A 17,510-nucleotide genomic window follows, 5' to 3' on the forward strand; every position below is an offset into this window, starting at 1 on the left:
GCCGGCCGGCGACCGCGACCGCGCCGCCGCTCCCGGCGGACGGCTCACGCCCCGGCCTCGCCGTGCGGCCAGTGCGCGAGACCGTCGGCGGACGGGGCCTCGACCGTCGCCTCCTCCGGCGAGACGTAGAAGTCGTAGGCGTCGTGGAGGCCGCTGATCTCGAAGACCTTGAGCAACCGGCCGGAGGGGCAGGCGATCCGCAGCGAACCCTCCCGCTCCCGGATGCGCTTCGTGCTGGCCACGACCGTCCCCAGCCCGACGGAGTCCAGGAACGGCACGAAGCACAGGTCCAGGACGAAGTGTCGGTGGCCCTCGCCGAGCAGTTCCACCACCGCCTGCCGGATCCCGGGCGAGGTGTGGACGTCGATCTCGCCGTCGACCTCGAGCACGGTCCAGCCGTTGACCACGTCGTAGCTGATGGCCATGCGCTCGCTGCGGATGATGCTCGTTCGCATGGCCATCCCTCTTCTCGTCCTCCGGACGGCACAGGGTGCCCGGCGCGGCACCCGGCACAGGCACACGCAGGTGCGTGCGGCCGCGTGCAGACAGGGCTGACTCCACTCCAAGCCGCGCGGGCGCTGATCGCAAGTCGGGAACGCCGATCACGTGTGGCGGGGGCTACCCCTCGTCCGCCGGCGGCAGGTCCTGCTCGGTCCAGATCGTCTTGCCGGTGGGCGTGTAGCGCGTGCCCCAGTGGTGGGTCATCTGCGCGATGATGAACAGGCCCCGGCCGCCCTCGTCGTCGCTCGCGGCATGCCGCAGGTTGGGTGTGGTGTGGCCGGTGTCGGACACCTCGCAGATCAGGGTCCGGTCGCGGATCAGGCACACCTGGATCGGGCCGCCGACGTAGCGGATGGCGTTGGTGACCAGCTCGCTGACGATGAGTTCGGTGGTGAACGTCAGGTCGTCCAGCCCCCAGTCGCGGAGCTGTTTGCTGACAGCGGTGCGGATGGTGGCCACCGCCGCCGGGTCCGGGGGCAGCTCCCACTGGGTGAACTGGTTCCGGTCGAGCAGGCGCGTACGGGCCAGGAGCAGCGTCGCGTCCTCGTCCACCGGCCCCGGCAGCAGCGCGGTCACCGCCCGGTCGCACAGCTCGTCCAGGGACGCGGTGCTGTCGGCGAGGGCCTCGGACAGCTGTGCGAGGCCGGCGTCACGGCTGTCGGCCGCCTGGAGGAGACCACCCGTGAAGAGGGCGACGAGACTGCCCGCCGGGAGGTCCAGCTCCTTGCTCTGGTAGGGCGGGCCGCCGAACCCCAGCTGTGGTCCGGGCGGCAGCTCCGGATAGTGCACGACGCCCTTGTGCGGTTCGACGACCGCCAGCACCGACTCCCCGGCCCGTGCCAGGCTGCACTTCCCCGTGACGGGGTCGTACACCGCGTACAGGCACGTCACGCCGAGGGCGGCGTCGGCCGGCATCCTCAGATGGCCCCGGCCGTGGCCGTCCCGGCGCCGCTCGTGTTCGGTCTGCTCGACCAGGTCGTCCAGGCGGGACAGCAGCTCGTCCGGGCTCAGGTCCAGCCGGGCCAGGACGCGCACCCCGGTGCGCAGACGCCCCATGGTGGCCGCGGCGCGCAGGCCGTGGCCGAGCACGTCCCCCACGACCAGGCCGATCCGGGTTCCCGACAGGGGAATGACGTCGTACCAGTCGCCGCCCACCCCGCTTCCGCTGTCGGCGGGCAGGTAGCGGCTCGCCGCGTCGAGGGCGGTGTGCCGCGGCAGGCGGCGCGGCAGCAGACTCCGCTGGAGTCTGAGGGTCACCGCATGGCCGCGGGTGACCACAGGCATCAACAGGAAACCGAGCAGCAGGGCGCCCAGGCCCACGACGGTGACCCCGCCGGTCGGCCCGATCAGCGGCAGGTCGACGCTGGTCGCGCCGTAGTCGGGGGCCGCGTAGACGATGGTGGCGTAGACGAACAGACAGAGCATGATCAGCCCGCCCAGCCCCGGCAGTACGCCCTTGAAGACGAAGTCCTTGGTGCTGCGGGTGAGGATCTTGCGGTAGTACCAGAGGCAGGCGAACCCGGTCAGCCCGTAGTGGAACGTGATCGCGAGGCCGACCGAGTCGATCGAGTCGGCCAGTACGTTCCCGCTGAAGGAGGTCAGCAGCACGAGCAGGGCGATGGAGACCGCGCCCATGCCGACGGTCGACCAGGTCGGGGTGAGGAACCGGCGGTGGACCCGGGCGAGCCGCGAGGGGAGGGCCTTGTGGACCGCCATGGAGAAGACGGTCCTGGCCAGCGGCAGGATGGTGGTCTGGGTGGAGGCCAGTGCCGAGGTCAGCACCATCAGGACCAGCAGGCTCGTCAGGACGATTCCCGCGTCCTCGTTCCCGAAGACGGCCGCGCCGAGTCCGGAGAACACGTCGTCCGAGTTCCCGGAGTTGCCCAGCCCGATGCCCGAGGAACCGATCCCGGCGTAGGCCTGCGCGGAGGTGGTCACCAGCGCGTACATGATCAGCAGCAGTACGGTCGACATGACCGCGGCGCGTCCGGGGATACGGGTGCTGTCGACTGTCTCCTCGTTGATCGAGACCGCGGTGTCCCAGCCCCAGTAGATGAAGACGCCCGCCAGGAGGCCCGACGTCAGGGCCTTCACGGACGACACCTCGAAGGGGTTGAACCAGGAGGCGGAGACGTGGATCGCCGTCGGTGGGGCGTCGGTGTAGGCCCTGACCAGTGCGGCGACGGCGAAGACGACCAGCATCCCCACTTCGAGGCACAGCAGCCAGCGCTGGACGGCGGCCGAGAACTCGATGCCGATGTAGCAGACCACGGTCATCACGGCGATCCAGACGATGCCCGCGACCGTGGTCCACAGCCGGTCCTCCGCCAGCTCGTCCAGACCCACCAGCCGGAAGCTGTAGATACCGGCGATCTCGGCGAGGCTCGCCATCACGATGACGTTGGCGACGATGATGCCCCAGCCGCCCATCCAGCCGGTGCGGGGACCGAAGGCGCGGGTCGCCCAGGTGAAGGTGGTGCCGCAGTCCGCGTTGCTCGCGTTGAGCTCCCGGAAGGCGTACGCGATCAGCAGCATCGGGACGAACGCCAGCATGGTGACGATCGGGGCCTGGAGACCGACCGCCGCCACGATGAGGCCGAGCGTCGCGGCGAGGCTGTAGGCCGGAGCGGTGGAGGCCAGCCCGATGACCACCGAGGAGAACATGCCGAGGGCGTCGTTCTTGAGCCCTTTTTGGCCGGCCCCCGTCCCGGGTGCGGGGCGGCCGGGGGGCCCGGCTCCGCCGAAGTGCCTCACACTTGATTCCAACGCCGGGCCACGGCCCTCCGCAACAGCGGGGCGTCCGGAGGGCCGTACACCACGGAGCCCTCCGGACCCGGAAAGGGCTCATCAGGTCACTCGGCTCGGCGGAGAAGCCTGCCGTGGGGCTCGCGTCGCCTCCTGTCGTGAGGCTTGCACCGCCCCCTGTCGTGAGGCTTGCACCGCTGCCCCCTGTCGTGGGGTCTCGTTCCGGGACCTCCTCCGCCGGTCACGCGGCGCGTCACGGCGCGCCCTCGCGGACCAGCCGCGGGCCCGAGGGCTCGGCGGCCCGCGGACCGGGACGGAGGTCCAGCATCCGGGTGAGCAGGGGAAGGGCGTCGGCCGCGCTGCGGGCCTGTGCCGTGGACAGCCGGGCCACATCGGCCGACAGGGTGGTGCCCGCGCGGGGGACGGCGAGGACGCGCATGCCGGCGGCGAACGCCGACCGGATGCCGTTCGCGGAGTCCTCCACCGCCACGCAGTCCGAGGGCGGGACGCCGATCCCCGCCGCAGCGCGCAGGTAGGCGTCGGGAGCGGGTTTGCCGGAGGTCACGTCCTCGCCGCAGACGACGGCCCGCAACCGCGCCGCCAGGCCCAGCTCCGCCAGGATCGCCGCGACGTAGCGGCGCGGGCTGGCCGTGGCCACGGCGACCGGCCCGTGGCGACCGGCCTCACGGACGAGGTCCAGCGCTCCGGGCAGCGCCGGAACCCGGCCGGCCGCGCACTCGACGGCCATCGCTGCGGTACAGGTCTCCACCACCTCCGCGACGCCCGCCGCGCCGCCGCACAACCCCGCGACGTACGACGCCCAGCCGCCGTTGCCATGCAGCGCGGCGTCGTCCTCGGCTCGCCAGCGGTGCCCGTGCCGGGCGGCGAAGGCGGCGCACACCCGTCCCCACGCCGCACCGCTGTCGACCAGCGTGTCGTCCAGATCGAAGATCGTCGCTGCCCGTCGCACCGACGTCACACCGCCGCGGGGTCCGGGCGCCGCAGCGCCTCCGACAACTGCTCGATCGAGACCACCGCCAGCCCGTGCAGGTCCGCGAAGGCCCGCAGCCGGTCGAAGCGGGCGACGGAGCCGTCGTCCTCGCAGACCTCGCTGATCACACCGACCGGGGACAGCCCCGCGAGGCGCAGCAGGTCGACGGTGGCCTCGGTGTGCCCGCGCCGCTCCGCGATCCCCCCGGCGCGGGCGCGCAGCGGAAGGACGTGCCCGGGACGGATCAGCCCGTCGGGACGGCAGCCGGGGTCGGCGAGCGTACGGGCGGTCAGCGCCCGGTCCGCGGCGGAGATGCCCGAGCCGACACCGACCGCGTCCACGGAGACGGTGTAGGCCGTCGAGTCGACGTCCGAGGCGGTCGGGACCATCAGCGGCAGCTCCAGCCGGTCGGCGACCTCCGGCGCCATCGGCGCGCAGATCAGACCGCTGGTCCAGCGCACGAAGAAACTCAGGGATTCGGCGGTCGCGAACTCCGCCGCCATGACGAGGTCGCCCTCGTTCTCACGGTCCACGTCGTCCACCACGATCACGGGCCGGCCGGCCCGCAACTCCTCGACGGCGACCGTCACCGAGTCCAGCCCCGCGTCCGACCGCGGCACCGAAACAAACATCACAGGAACCAGCCCTTTCTCGACTTCACCGCTCCTGCAAGATCATTCGGTGATCACGTCGGCGAACTTGAGAGGGCCTCCGACCTGGAAAGAAGCTCAAGTGGCGGATCACGTAAGTCGGTTCGCGCCCGGCGCACGCCCCCCGGACGGCACGCGCCCCCCAGCGCGCCCGTTTCGGGGACATCACCGCTGAGCCGGCCGACGACCGATGAGTTCCGCAGTCCGGTGGAGTCCACCTCTGCACAAGCGAAAGTCGCGCACGAGCTCTGTGAGGGGACCATGACCACCCACGCCCTACCACCCGTCGTCGACACCGCGACCTGGGAGCGCCGACTCGAAGAACTGCGTGCCCGCGAGAAGGCCGCGACGCGGGAGCTCGACGCCATCGCCGCCGAGCGTCGCCGCCTGCCGATGGTCGAGATGCCCGACTACACCCTCGAAGGCGAGGACGGCGCCGTCCGGCTGGCGGACGTCTTCGACGGCAGGCGGCAACTGATCGTCTACAACCACATGTGGTCCGCCGGCCAGGAATGGCAGTGCCCGGGCTGCACCGGATTCACCTCGCAGTACACCCGCCTGGAATTCCTGGACAGCTACGACGCGCGGTTCGTGGTCGTCACCCAGGGGCCGATCGACGAGGCGCTCGCCTACAAACAGCGCGTCGGCAACCGGATGACCTGGTACTCGACCGCGAACAGTTCGTTCGGGGCCGACGTCGGCGCACCGCCCGAGGGAGGATTCGCGGTCAACGTGTTCCTGCGCGACGGCGACACCGTCTACCGCACCTGGCACACCGCCGGCCGCGGTACCGAGCAGCTCAGCCACACCTTCGCGCTGATCGACCTCCTGCCGTACGGACGCCAGGAGGAATGGCAGGACTCGCCCGAGGGCTGGCCCCAATCGCCCACCTACAGCCGGTGGGTGACGTCGAAGGACATCGCCGCGGTCTACGGTCCTGGCTCCGGCCGCGACTGAACGGATCACGGACCCGGTCGAGCCCCCTCTCCATCGGGACGGGGGCTCGACCCGACAGGCGGACCGCCGCTCGCGGTCAGGAGTCGCCCGTCGCGCAGCCCCTGTCCGTCATGCGCAGGGCCGACGCCTCCGCCCGGCCGGCACGGGCCAGCAGGCGTTCCCGTCCGCGGGGCCACCACGTCAGGTCGGCCAGCAGGAGCACGACCACCAGCCACGAGACGACCGTCTCGCCGGTCTCGCCCGTCAGGGTGTCGTACACGGCGAGAGCGACCGCGAGCGCGGTGACGAGCAGAACGAGCGGGCGGTGCAGGCGATCGTCCTCGGCGGCCCGGCGCAGGGCATCGGCGTACTCGACGACCGGAGGCACCAGCCGGGCATCGTCGACGGCCTCGCCGCGCCGGGTGGCGCGGACCACGGCCACGCGGTCGGCGTACGGCATCTCCTTCGCCGCGGGCCAGATGCGGTCCATCCGGCGCACCGTGCGGATCCCGCAGAACAGGCTCAGCACCACGAAGACCACCGCGGCGCCCGCCCAGGACCCCGACTCGACGAGAACGAACACCCCGAAGAAGACGCCGGCGGCGAGGCCGGCGGCCACCGCGCGGCTCACCGCCCCCCGCTGCCACAGCCACCCCGGAACGAGAATCACCCGTTCACGGTCGCCGTCCCCCACGAGGGACGCAACCACCGCCCCGGCACGTCGCCCCCGGCACACGCACACGGCGCACCACGACGGGCGGACTCACCGGACCTGTCTCCCTCACCCGCGGCGCAGCGGCCGACGCGTCTTCGCGCATTCAGCGCAGACGGTACGGCGGGCCCTTGGCGCAACCGGGCGGCGCGTTGTTGCCGCTCACATCGAAGTCCGCACAGGTGAGGAAAAGATGATTGAACTTGCCGAGCAGGAAGGCGAGAATTCCGATGAGCAGCGTGATGCCTACGGCTCCGAAACGCTGAGGCGTAGGAAGCTCGTCGTAGTCGGACAGGAGAATTTTCGACAGAAGCCACGTCAGATAGGGGGCACTCAGGATGGTGACGGCCACCTCGAAATAGTGGAGGTAGTGAAATCCCCTGCTGAGCGGTGCCGTCATGCCGAGAACGATCCAGAGCGACGGCAGGAGCAGTGCGGCCCAACTGCCCCAGGGCACGGAGACCTGTCGGTGCAGTACCAGGCCCGCGAGGAGTACCGCTGTGGCCACCGCCCAGAGGGCCAGCACATTGTCGAAGAAGATGGCGTCGTAAGCGCCGAACGTGAACGCCGGCCACCAGATGACCAATGTCCCGCCCGCCGCCGCCGTCGCGGTGGCACGCAGAGAAGAATGGATTTCCGGTAGGCCGCGCTTGCCGCTCGAGCTCGGATTGCGGGTCTCCCCAGACTCCATTCCCACTCCGCCCGTTCACCGTGAAGCCAGGGTGAGCCGTTCCAATTTCCTTCACGAAACACCCATTCAGCCTGTTCGACGATATAGGGGCGATGCTGCGGCGGTTATGGCGACACGCCGCCGTCACAGCGGCCCTCACGCTGTGGCCCGGGAGCACCCCACAGCCCCGGCCGGGCGGCACCGCACACCCGCGGTCAGGAATTCAGGATGTCGATGCCGTCCCCCAGCAGTTTCAGCCCGAACACGAAGAACAGGACCGCCATGATGGCGATGTTGTGCCGCGCGGCCCATTCCTTCCAGTTGCCCAGCATGTGCTTCGCCCGGTCCCCCATGACCAGGAACACCACGAGCGGGGTCAGGAGTCCGAGGGAAGCGATCACGACGAAGATCACCATGGCAGTGATCTGCTGTCCGACCGGCAGCCCCGACGCGCTGATCGACGCTGCCGCGGCGATGGTCAGCGGGGCGTTCTTCAGGTTCCCGGCCGACAACAGGAGGGCGAGGAGGAAGATCTTCACCGGCGTGAAGTGGTCGATCGCGGCCATCCACTGCGGCAACTGCGCCTGCGTGACGTCGGTGGGGCGACGGCGCCACAGCCGCACGGCGAAGAAGGCCAGCGCCACTCCCAGCACGAGCTTGAGGATCCCCACCCAGTCGGCGGGATGCCCATGGCTGTGGGCACTCCCCTTGCCGCCGATCAGCAGCATCACCGCGCCCAGGGCCGACAGACCCACCACCCAGCCGGTGGCGAACACCAACCCGTTCAGGCGTCCATGAGGCGTTGCCAGCACGATGATGATGGCGACGATCGGAAGCGGACTGATGGCGACGGCTGCCGCCAGGCCCAGTACATCGCCCAGTACGTTTCCCATGCGTGCCTCCGGCACATCGAAGAACTGCACTGATCGCAGCCGTCAGCGCGACGGACACCACGAAGCAGGAGCACTCCGCGGACCGGGTCGCTCCAGCCACCTACAAAGGATCACCGAACACGGTCACGGCCGCAGGGGCACGCGGCATGCGGGGGACAGACACGCGCTGCCGTCCTGGTTCCCCAAGTGCAGGTGAGGGGCGCGCGGGATAGGCTTTTCTCGACAAGTCAGGTTCTCTGGGCGGTTCTACAGACGCCAGTCGCTTCTGCAGATGCCAGTCGTTCTGTTCGCGGCGAACAATTTCTTTCTGTGGAGACCCGACAGACCGGTGTGCACCCCTCGCACTCTGCGGGGCTGAGCAACGACCGCATTCCTCCCCGAGCATGTCCCGCGCGGGGCGTGCCGCAGTGGCACCGGCATCAGGGTCCGCAGTTTGCAGTGCCCGTGGAGGCCGGGATGAGAATTGTCGTTGATCTTTCCCGATGTGAAGGTTATGCGCAGTGCGCCTTCCTGGCTCCGGACGCGTTCCGGATGCACGGCGAGGAAGCGCTGATGTACGACCCGAGCCCCGACGACGCCCAGCGCGAGCGGGTGCTGCGCGCCGCGGCGGCCTGCCCGGTCCAGGCGATCCTGGTCGACCAGTTGGAGGGGCTGGAGGCACCGGTGGAGGCGTCGCCGTCATGACCAGAGCGGACACCCTGCGAGCGTTCAAGCGCGACGGCCGCATCGTGATCGTCGGAGCCTCACTGGCGGGACTGCGGGCCGCGGAGGCACTGCGCGCCGAGGGCTTCACCGGCTCGCTGACCATGATCGGTGACGAGCTGGGCGAGCCCTACGACCGGCCTCCCCTGTCCAAGCAGGTACTGACCGGATGGGTGCCCGCCGACGGCACCGCGCTGCCGCGACGCCGTGACATCAATGCGGAGTGGCTGCTGGGCGTACCCGCCAGCGGCCTGGACATGGCGGGCAACGTCGTACGTCTCGCCGACGGACGCGAGGTTCCCTTCGACCGTGTGCTGATCGCCACGGGGGTACGGGCCCGGCCGTGGTTCGTCGAGAGCGAGGCGGCCCTGGACGGAGTGTTCGTCGTGCGTACCCGCGAGCACGCCGAGGGTCTGCAGCGGGCCCTCGCCGCCGGACCCTCCCGCGTCCTGGTCATCGGCGCGGGATTCACCGGCTCCGAGATCGCCTCCATCTGCCGCGAGCGGGACATCCCGGTGACCGTCGCCGAACTCGCGCCGGCCCCGCTGGTCGGGGCGCTCGGCGCCATGATCGGTGAGGTCGCGGCGGACATGCAGCGCGCTCACGGCGTCGACCTGCGCTGCGGCGTCAAGGTGACCCGGCTGGAGGGCGACGCACAGGGGCACCTCCGCCGCGCCCACTTCGACGACGGCAGCACGATCGACGCCGACGTCGCGGTGGTGGCACTCGGGGGCATCCGCAACACCGATTGGCTCCGGGACTCGGGACTGGCGGCAGGTGTCTGGGGAATCGCGTGCGACACGGGCTGCCGGGCCCTCGACATCAACGGCCTGATCACCGACGACGTCTTCGTCGCCGGAGACGTGGCGCGCTGCCCGAACCCGATCTACGAGTACCGGCTGATCTCGCTGGAGCACTGGGCCAACGCCGTGGAACAGGCCGAGGTCGCGGCGCACAACATGGTCAGCGCCCAGGCGGACCGCTGGCCCCACCTGTCCATCCCGTTGTTCTGGTCGATCCAGTTCGGCGCCAACATCAAGTCCGTCGGCGTACCGACCTTCGCCGACGAAGTCGTCGTCACCCAGGGGTCGGTGTCCGACCGCCGCTTCGTCGCCGCGTACGGCTACCAGGGCCGTGTCACCGCGGCGGTGAGCTTCAACAACGCGAAGTGGCTGGACCACTACCGGCAGCTGATCGAGACGGCCGCGCCCTTCCCGCCGCTCTGTCCCACGCCCGACCAGCCCGTCGACTCCAAACCGGTGCCCGTCGACTTCCCCGGCCCCGCGCTGATCGCCCAGGGAGCCACGGTGGTCGTCACCGGCAACGCCCCGAGTGAGCGGCGCGTCACGTCTCTGCAGCAGCACCATCGGTAGGAGGGGAAGATGACCACGACCCAGATGCCCGACACGCTGCGCCGGATCCTCGACTACTCCTCCCGCGCCGACCCGTACCCGCTGTACGCCGAGCTGCGCAGGACGCCGGTGGCCCGGCAGGAGGACGGCAGCTACGTCGTCAGCACCTACCGCGAGCTCGCCGAACTGCTGCACGATCCGCACCTGAGCTCCGACGTCCGCAATCTGGCGCATCCGATGCGCTCGCACGAGGGGGAGACCACGCCGCCGTTCATCAACCTCGATCCGCCCGAGCACGACCGCCTGCGGCGTATGGCCATGCGGCACTTCGGGCCCCCGCACACCCCCGGGCTGGTGGCCGGCATGGACGGCGATCTGACCGCCGTCGTGAGCGGTCTGATCGACGGCTTCGCGGGCAAGGAGCAGATCGACATCGTCGACGACTTCGCCTACCCGTTCCCCGTCACGGTGATCTGCCACCTGCTCGGCGTGCCGCGCGAGGACGAACCGAAGTTCCATGTGTGGGTGGACGGCATCGTCAACTCGATCGACTACAACCCCAAGATCGACCCGAAGGAGAAACTGGAGAAGGGGCTGCAGGCCCGCAAGGACCTGCGCCAGTACCTCGGCGGACTGCTGGAGCAACGCCACGGCCGGGCGGGTGACGACCTGTTGTCGCGGCTGGCCAACGACGACGGGCCGGACGGGCGGATGACCGACGAGGAGATCGTCGCGACCGCCAACCTGCTGCTGATCGCCGGCCACGAGACCACCGTCAACCTCATCACCAACGGCATGCTGACGCTGCTGCGCCACCCGGAGGTGCTGCAACGCCTGCGCGACGACCCGGACCTCGTCGTCCCGCTGGTCGAGGAACTCCTGCGCTACGAGCCTCCCGTGCACATCATTCCCTGGCGGGCGGCGTACAGCGACATCACCGTCGCCGACACCGTCATCCCCAGGGGTTCGCAGATCATGCTCATGCTGGCCTCGGGCAGCCGCGATCCGGACCGCTTCCACGATCCCGACCGCTTCGACCCCGATCGGCGGGACAACCAGCACCTGGGCTTCGGCAGCGGTATCCATCTGTGCTTCGGCGGCCCGCTGGCCCGGCGGGAGACCCAGATCGCGCTGACCGAGCTGGTACGCCGGCTCGACCGGCCCCGGCTGGTCGCCGATCCACCGCCGTACCGGCGCAGCCCCGTTCTTCGCGGTCCGATCCATCTGCAGGTCGAGCAGGGCACCGGCTGACGCGGCAGCCGCAGACACACCGATGGCCGCTCCCGACCTGGCGTTCTCCACCGTCAGGCCGGGAGCGTCCTGCTGTGAGGCTGTGGTTTCCGTCTCCGGGCGGTGGGCGGGCGGTCGGCTACGACAACCGCCGCGACGAGGTGCCTTCACCGGCCCACCCCGGATGCGCAGTGGCGCCGCTGGTCCCGGTTCTGGACCGGGCGAATGATCGGTGGTCCGCTGGACCGCTGCTCTCCGTTTGCTGGGCTGTCTCTCGACGTCGGCTTCCTGGAGTCGTCGGCGTCCCCCGGAAGGACCGGATCGGCCTTCCGAACTCTCCCTTGTTCCCCAGTGCTTGGAGCCACCTGTGCTGCGGGGGTGAGGGACGGAGCGAGCGGGACGCGCTCCGCGGAGGGCCGGCTCATACAGCACGTCCTGGAACGACGGGTGATAGTGGATGTGGCTCCAGTCCTCCACCGTCGTCTCAGGGAGGCTCGTTGACCGGCGTGGTCGGTGGTTCTCGCGTGGTGATCGTGATGGGTGTGTCGGCGTCCGGCAAGTCCACCGTCGGACCACGCCTCGCGCGACGGCTCGACGTGCCGTTCCTGGACGGCGACGACCTCCACCCCCCTGCCAATCGCGCCAAGATGGCTGCCGGGCATCCCCTCGACGACGCCGATCGCGAGCCGTGGCTGGCTGCCTTCACGCAGTGGATTCGAGCGACGGCGGCAGGCGGGCACGGGGGCGTCGCCACGTGTTCCGCGCTCAAACGTGAGTACCGGGACCGGTTCCGGCGGACGGGCGCGGACCTGTGCTTCGTCTACCTGGCTCTGGACCGAGCGGTGGCCGCGGAGCGGATCGCCCGTCGCAAGGGACACTTCATGCCTCCGCGGCTGCTCGACTCCCAGTACGACATCCTGGATCCGCTCGAGGCCGACGAGCCGGGCCTCACCGTCGACGCCTCCGGCGACCGGGAACAGGTTCTGGCGGCGGCGCTGCGCGCGGTGGCCGAGCGGGACCCGTAGTTCGCCTTCGTTCTCGTGGCCGCGGCTCACCGGCGAGCAGTCCGGACGGACCGAACGACGATCAATGCCGGAGCCGGTCCAGCGCGTCGTTGAGCGTCGTGGCGGCCATGATGAGGGAGAGGTGGGTGAAAGCCTGCGGGAAATTGCCGAGTTGCTCACCGCTCGGGCCGATCTCCTCGGCGAACAGACCGACGTGGTTCGCGTAGGTCTGCATCTTCTCGAAGGCGTAGCGCGCCTGGGAGAGCCGCCCCGCACGGACGAGGGCGTCGACGTAGAGGAATGTGCAGAGGCTGAAGGTTCCTTCGGTGCCGCGCAGTCCGTCGGGGGACGCCTGAGGGTCGTACCGGTAGACCAGGCTGTCGGACACGAGGACGCGGTCCATGGCGTCCAGGGTGCTCAGCCAAGCGGGGCTTCGGGGGGAGATGAATCCGACCCGGGGTGCGAGCAGGAGGGACGCGTCCAGGACGTCGCCTCCGTAGTACTGGACGAGGGCCTGCTCCTTCTCGTTCCAGCCGCGTTGCATGACCTGTTCCAGGATCTCGTCCCGGGCGCGGGTCCAGCGCGCGGTGTCGGCGGGCCTGCTGAACTCGGCCGCCAGCTTCAGACCACGGTCGAACGCCGTCCAGCACATCACCCGGCTGTAGGTGAAGTCCTTGCGTCCGCCCCGGGTCTCCCAGATCCCTTCGTCGGGCCGGTCCCAGGAGTCGGCGAGCCAGTCCAGGGTGCCGGCGAGGCTCTTCCACCCGTGGTACCCCGCGTGCTCGCCGACCTCACGGCCCTCGGCCAGGCCGTAGAGGGCCTCGCCGTAGATGTCGAGCTGCAGCTGGTCGGAGGCGGCGTTGCCGGCCCGGACCGGGTAGGAGCCGCGGTAGCCCTCGAAGTGGTCCAGTATCTCCTCGGTCAGATGAGCGTCACCGTCGACCCGGTACATGATCTGCAGGGGTTCGCCGTCCGGTCCCTCGCGGGCGCCCAGACGGTCGCCGAGCCAGTGGGTGAAGCGGGTCGCCTCCTCCACGAAGCCGAGATCGAGCAGGGCCCGGACCGACAGGGACCCGTCGCGCACCCAGGTGTACCGGTAGTCCCAGTTGCGCTCGCCGCCGACCTGCTCGGGCAGCCCCATGGTGGCGGCCGCGACCGGTGCGCCCGTGGGGGCGTAGGTCAGGAGCTTGAGGGTGATGGCGGACCGGTACACCATGTCCGTCCAGCGGCCGTGGTAGCGCGAGGTGCGCACCCACAGCTGCCAGAAGTTGATGTTGTCCCCGACGTCTTCGGTGATCCCCTCGGTGGTGGGTGACGGTGGCGCCTCTCCGCCCGGCGGGCACATCGTGAACACCATGGCGGCCACGTCTCCCGCGTTGAGCGTGATGGTGCCCCGGACGTCCTGCCCGTCCTGTTCCAACGGGATGTCACCCTGGAGGTGGGCGGTCGCACCCGGGGCGTGGAACGTCGCCCGTCCGGGCGTCACGTCGAGTCGGTGACCGGCCCGCGCGTAGTCGAACCGCGGCCGGCATTCGAGCGCGAAGCGGACGGTGCCGCGCACCGTGCGGGCCACACGCACCAATTGGTGCCGGTCACTCGCTCGGGGACCCGGCTGGACCGGCATGTAGTCGATGATCTCGCCCACTCCGTCGGGCGACATGAAGCGGGTCACCAGGACGGCGGTGTCCGGGTAGTAGAGCTGCTTCCAGGTCCCTTCGGGGTGGTCCGGCGCGAGGAGGAAGTAGCCGCCGCCGTCGTGGTCGAGCAAGGCGGCGAAGACGCTGGGCGAGTCGAAGCGCGGCGCCGCGAACCAGTCGACCACGCCGTGCGACGACACCAGAGCCGTGGTCTGCAGGTCCCCGATGAGTCCGTGTTCGGCGATGGGCGGATAGCGATCCATGACGGCCTCCTTGCTGGTTCCCTGCTCAGGCTCGTGTCGCCTGGACCCGTCCCGTACGAACGGCATCGACGCGTGCCGGGTGGTCCCTCTCGTTCCGGTCGGCGCGGAGCCCGGCGAACGTGGCCGGCGCCGCCGTCGGGCGGGACGCGGGACGTCATTGCAGTCGCTCCGCGATGTGGTCGCCGACCCGCAAGGCGTTGGCCATGGCGGTCAGTGAGGGATTCACTGCCGCGATGCTCGGGAAGAAGCTCGTGTCGACGACGTACAGGTTGTCGAGGTCGTGCGCCTTGCAGTTGACGTCCAGGGCCGAACTCGCGGGGTCGCGGCCGAAACGGACCGTGCCCGCCTGGTGCGCCGTGGCGCCGATGGGCATGCCCTTGTGCAGGTAGATGCTGTGCGACAGGAGACGGTGCGGGTGCATGCCCAAGTGGCCGAGCATGTCCTGCAGTTTGTGCCGCAGCCGCTCCAGCCCGGCGATGTTGTTCTTCTCGTCGAGGGCGAGATGGATCCCGCCGTCCCCGTCCAGGGTGACGCGGTTGCCGGGGGCCGGCAGGTCCTCGCCGCACAGCCAGAAGTCGACCGCATGGTGGGCCAGCACCTCGAACGGCATGTCCGGAGAGACGGCCCCGGCCCAGCGGGGCGCCTCGCCGTGGATCTGCTCGGCATCGGACTTTCCGAGCATCTGGATACCGCCCAAGGGGTAGTCCCAGTCATCGGATCCCAGATACCAGTCGTGCAGCGCCAGAGTCTTCTGGAACTTGGTGTCGTTCGGTTCCCGGGACACCGCCATGAGGGCCATGTTGTTGTGCCGCATGTAGTACCGGCCCACCACGTCCGAGCTGTTGGCCAGCCCCCGCGGATGCCGGTCGTCGGCCGAACGCAAGAGCAGCACGGCGGAGTTGACGGCGCCGCAGGCCACGACCACGATGTCGGCGCCGAACCGCACGGTGGCGGGGTCCTGGTCCCCCACGGTGGCGACGACCGCGGTCACCGTCCGGCCGGTCGCGTCCGTCTCGAGGCGCTGTACGTCCGCGTACGTGATCATCTCGACGTTCGCGCGTTCCAGGGCGGGGTCGACGCAGATCACCTGGGCGTCGGACTTCGCGCCGACCAGGCAGGGGAAGCCGTCGACGCGGTCGCAGCGGATGCAGGCACTGGTGTGCACGGCCCGGCCCCGGTCGTCCTGGGTGAGGTTCACCCCGATCGGGAGATGGAAGGGGTGCAGTCCCTGCTTCTCCAGATCGTGGCCGAGCTGCTCGATGCGCGGCTCGTGCTGGACCGGCGGGCAGGCGTACTGCGCGCTGGTGGGACCCTCCGTGGGGTCTTCACCGTGCCGGCCGTGCACCAGGTAGAGATGTTCGGCCTGTGTGTAGTACGGCTCGAAGTCTTCGTAGCGCAGCGGCCAGGCGGGCGAGACGCCGTCGTGGTGACGTACCTCGCCGAAGTCTTCCGGGCGCATACGGAAGAGCGCGGCGCCGTAGAACTTGGTGTTGCCGCCCACGTAGTAATTGACCTCGGGCGGAAATCGGTTTCCGTCCTTGTCGAACCAGAACTCCGGGGCGCGGTACTTCCCTTTGACGAAGACCGCGGTGGAATCCCAGTTGTCACGCTCACGGGGCAGATAGCCGCCGCGTTCGAGAAGGAGGACACGTTTTCCCGTGTCCGCCAGCCGGTGGGCGAGGGTGCCACCACCCGCACCGGTGCCGATGACAATGACGTCGTAGTACTGCGCTTCGGTCATGCCGGCCACCGCCCTCGGAGCCTTGTCCGGTCCTGCCGTGGCGAAGAAAAGATCCGCTCCAGCCGCCATCGCGCCCCGCTCACCAACCTATCTCCGGGCGATAGGCCCGGCGAGTTGGGCCATTCGGGCGGGTCGGGGGGATCTTCGGTCGCCGAACAGGGCCGCCGGGATCCGCGTGGGCCGGGCCGCCACACCTCGTGCCCCTTCTCGGCACCCGCCTGTCGCCCGGATGCTCCAGCCTGCGAGAGTGGTCCCGTGCTGCTGGATCCTGAGAACACCCTGTTCGTTCGTGGTGCCACGCCCGTGCTCCTGCTGGCCGGCGCGACCGTCCACGACGCCCTGCCGCCCCTGATCGCACCGGACGGGGCGGTGCCCTTGTGCGAGGGATGGAGCATCGTCCCCCGACTCACCCTGTGCGTCGTGGACGGACCTGGCGACCACGGACTCGTCGTCCCCGCCCTCGCCGCGCCGGTGGTCGGTGAGGCGGACGGCGGCACGGCGTCGAACGACATGGGCGGCTGGTGCGCGGATGCGGAGCAGGCCGGCGGAGCAGTCGTCATGTCTGTGGACCAGCTGCCCGAGGCACTCGACTGGTCCGCCCTGCTGTCCTCCGGTGCCGCGCGCGGTGGCTTCATGCCTGCGCCGGCCTGATCGCGTAAATCAGCCGTACCCGGCCCTCGTCCCGAACCACAGCAGCCACCTCGCCGGAGGCGTACGGGAGCCGGATGGATTCATTCCATAGTGTGCTGAATAGCGATATCTTGGACGTGTAGCCGAAGTCGTCTTCCGGCTGCGGTTACGCGGCGGTGGGGCTCGCCGTACCCCAACCGTGGCATTCGCTGCCACCAACAGTCCCTACTCGTGAAGTGATCTTGGCCTGTCTGTCGGCCCGCGCGAGTAGGAGGGCTACGGAAATGGAAGGCCCCAACTGCAGCTCACGTTGTTCGGCCGTCTGGGGGAGCGTAGAGGCCGGTTTCTTCGGGTTGGATCTGTCGTGCCTCGGTAGGGCCCGGGACACAACGGTTGCGCCTGGGCCGGCCGCGCGCACAGCGCAAGGCGCCTGTGTGATGGCCAGGAGGACGTCATGATGCCTATGGAATCGGCCCTGCAGCTGACGATCTTCATAGAGGAGTGCGACACCTGGCATCACCGGCCACTGTTCGCGGAGATCGTGCATCGCGCCCATGAGGCGGGGTTGGCCGGCGCGACGGCCTTCCGTGGCGTCGAGGGCTTCGGAGCCTCATCGGTCATGCATGCCCCTCGGATGCTGTCGCTCAAGCAGGACCTGCCGTTGGTGATCGTCATCGTCGACGACGAGGAACGCGTACGCCGATTCCTTCCGACACTGAGCGAGCTGATCGACGAAGGGCTCGTGATCGTCGAGAGGGTCGGGATCATGCAGGGCACCGACCGGGATCCCGTCCCCGCACAAGTCTGACCCGTCCCCGCACAAGTCTGAGGGGGGCCGGTTCCCGGCGGATGC

Annotated in this window: 16 protein-coding genes; 7 read left to right on the forward strand and 9 right to left on the reverse strand. The window is 69.8% G+C overall.

Annotated elements, in window-relative coordinates; all coding sequences use genetic code 11:
- Positions 1-44 precede the first annotated feature (44 nt).
- The 4 genes from BKI49_RS12265 to ribB all read right to left on the reverse strand — a co-directional run bounded on the left by BKI49_RS12265 (position 45) and on the right by ribB (position 4,857).
- The gene (locus BKI49_RS12265) at positions 45-455 is read right to left on the reverse strand and encodes an STAS domain-containing protein (RefSeq protein WP_095934308.1); all 411 of its coding nucleotides are present in this window, start codon (positions 453-455) and stop codon (positions 45-47) included.
- A 163-nt stretch (positions 456-618) separates the two neighbouring features.
- Positions 619-3,165 (reverse strand): amino acid permease, encoded by a 2,547-nt coding sequence (locus BKI49_RS35750; protein WP_257004730.1) that lies wholly within the window; start codon positions 3,163-3,165, stop codon positions 619-621.
- Positions 3,166-3,499: 334 nt separating this feature from the next.
- Positions 3,500-4,216: an HAD family hydrolase gene (locus BKI49_RS12275; protein ID WP_179332415.1), complete on the reverse strand. Its 717-nt coding sequence runs from the start codon at positions 4,214-4,216 to the stop codon at positions 3,500-3,502.
- 5 nt (positions 4,217-4,221) lie between these two features.
- Positions 4,222-4,857 carry a 3,4-dihydroxy-2-butanone-4-phosphate synthase gene (ribB, locus tag BKI49_RS12280; protein ID WP_257004731.1) on the reverse strand — a complete coding sequence of 212 codons (636 nt, stop codon included), beginning with the start codon at positions 4,855-4,857 and terminating at the stop codon, positions 4,222-4,224.
- Positions 4,858-5,148: 291 nt separating this feature from the next.
- Between ribB and BKI49_RS12285 the strand changes: the two genes are divergently transcribed.
- Complete coding sequence (locus BKI49_RS12285; protein ID WP_095934274.1) at positions 5,149-5,844, forward strand: DUF899 domain-containing protein; 696 nt, start codon at positions 5,149-5,151, stop codon at positions 5,842-5,844.
- A gap of 76 nt (positions 5,845-5,920) precedes the next feature.
- Here the strand turns inward: BKI49_RS12285 and BKI49_RS12290 are convergent, their stop codons facing one another.
- The 3 genes from BKI49_RS12290 to BKI49_RS12300 form a co-directional block, all read right to left on the reverse strand.
- Complete coding sequence (locus tag BKI49_RS12290; protein ID WP_143658428.1) at positions 5,921-6,493, reverse strand: hypothetical protein; 573 nt, start codon at positions 6,491-6,493, stop codon at positions 5,921-5,923.
- Between the two features lie 148 nt (positions 6,494-6,641).
- On the reverse strand, positions 6,642-7,226 hold the full coding sequence (locus tag BKI49_RS12295; RefSeq protein WP_095934276.1) for a hypothetical protein: 585 nt from the start codon (positions 7,224-7,226) through the stop codon (positions 6,642-6,644).
- 194 nt (positions 7,227-7,420) lie between these two features.
- Complete coding sequence (locus BKI49_RS12300; protein WP_257004732.1) at positions 7,421-8,128, reverse strand: GAP family protein; 708 nt, start codon at positions 8,126-8,128, stop codon at positions 7,421-7,423.
- Between the two features lie 426 nt (positions 8,129-8,554).
- Between BKI49_RS12300 and BKI49_RS12305 the strand changes: the two genes are divergently transcribed.
- From BKI49_RS12305 to BKI49_RS12320, 4 genes are all read left to right on the forward strand, one after another.
- Complete coding sequence (locus BKI49_RS12305) at positions 8,555-8,782, forward strand: ferredoxin (protein WP_095934278.1); 228 nt, start codon at positions 8,555-8,557, stop codon at positions 8,780-8,782.
- Positions 8,779-10,173 carry an NAD(P)/FAD-dependent oxidoreductase gene (locus BKI49_RS12310; RefSeq protein WP_095934279.1) on the forward strand — a complete coding sequence of 465 codons (1,395 nt, stop codon included), beginning with the start codon at positions 8,779-8,781 and terminating at the stop codon, positions 10,171-10,173. The genes BKI49_RS12305 and BKI49_RS12310 overlap by 4 nt, the downstream gene beginning before the upstream one ends.
- Positions 10,174-10,182: 9 nt before the next feature.
- Positions 10,183-11,403 (forward strand): cytochrome P450, encoded by a 1,221-nt coding sequence (locus BKI49_RS12315; protein ID WP_095934280.1) that lies wholly within the window; start codon positions 10,183-10,185, stop codon positions 11,401-11,403.
- Between the two features lie 515 nt (positions 11,404-11,918).
- Positions 11,919-12,407, forward strand: coding sequence for a gluconokinase (locus tag BKI49_RS12320; RefSeq protein WP_095934309.1), 489 nt, complete (start codon positions 11,919-11,921; stop codon positions 12,405-12,407).
- A 61-nt stretch (positions 12,408-12,468) separates the two neighbouring features.
- On the opposite strand, the gene BKI49_RS12325 is transcribed toward BKI49_RS12320, so the two are convergent.
- Both BKI49_RS12325 and BKI49_RS12330 read right to left on the reverse strand, forming a co-directional pair.
- Positions 12,469-14,286, reverse strand: coding sequence for a glycoside hydrolase family 15 protein (locus tag BKI49_RS12325; RefSeq protein ID WP_095934281.1), 1,818 nt, complete (start codon positions 14,284-14,286; stop codon positions 12,469-12,471).
- A gap of 154 nt (positions 14,287-14,440) precedes the next feature.
- The gene (locus tag BKI49_RS12330; RefSeq protein WP_095934310.1) at positions 14,441-16,027 is read right to left on the reverse strand and encodes a GMC oxidoreductase; all 1,587 of its coding nucleotides are present in this window, start codon (positions 16,025-16,027) and stop codon (positions 14,441-14,443) included.
- Between the two features lie 255 nt (positions 16,028-16,282).
- On the opposite strand from BKI49_RS12330, the gene BKI49_RS12335 reads away from it, so the two are divergent.
- Together BKI49_RS12335 and BKI49_RS12340 are read left to right on the forward strand one after the other, a co-directional pair.
- Positions 16,283-16,678, forward strand: coding sequence for a hypothetical protein (locus BKI49_RS12335; RefSeq protein ID WP_095934282.1), 396 nt, complete (start codon positions 16,283-16,285; stop codon positions 16,676-16,678).
- Between the two features lie 433 nt (positions 16,679-17,111).
- Positions 17,112-17,465, forward strand: a complete 354-nt coding sequence (locus BKI49_RS12340) for a DUF190 domain-containing protein (RefSeq protein ID WP_095934283.1) — start codon at positions 17,112-17,114, stop codon at positions 17,463-17,465.
- Positions 17,466-17,510: the final 45 nt, after the last annotated feature.

It is taken from the genome of Streptomyces sp. Tue6028, assembly GCF_002300165.1.
In the GTDB taxonomy this organism is placed as follows: domain Bacteria; phylum Actinomycetota; class Actinomycetes; order Streptomycetales; family Streptomycetaceae; genus Streptomyces; species Streptomyces siamensis.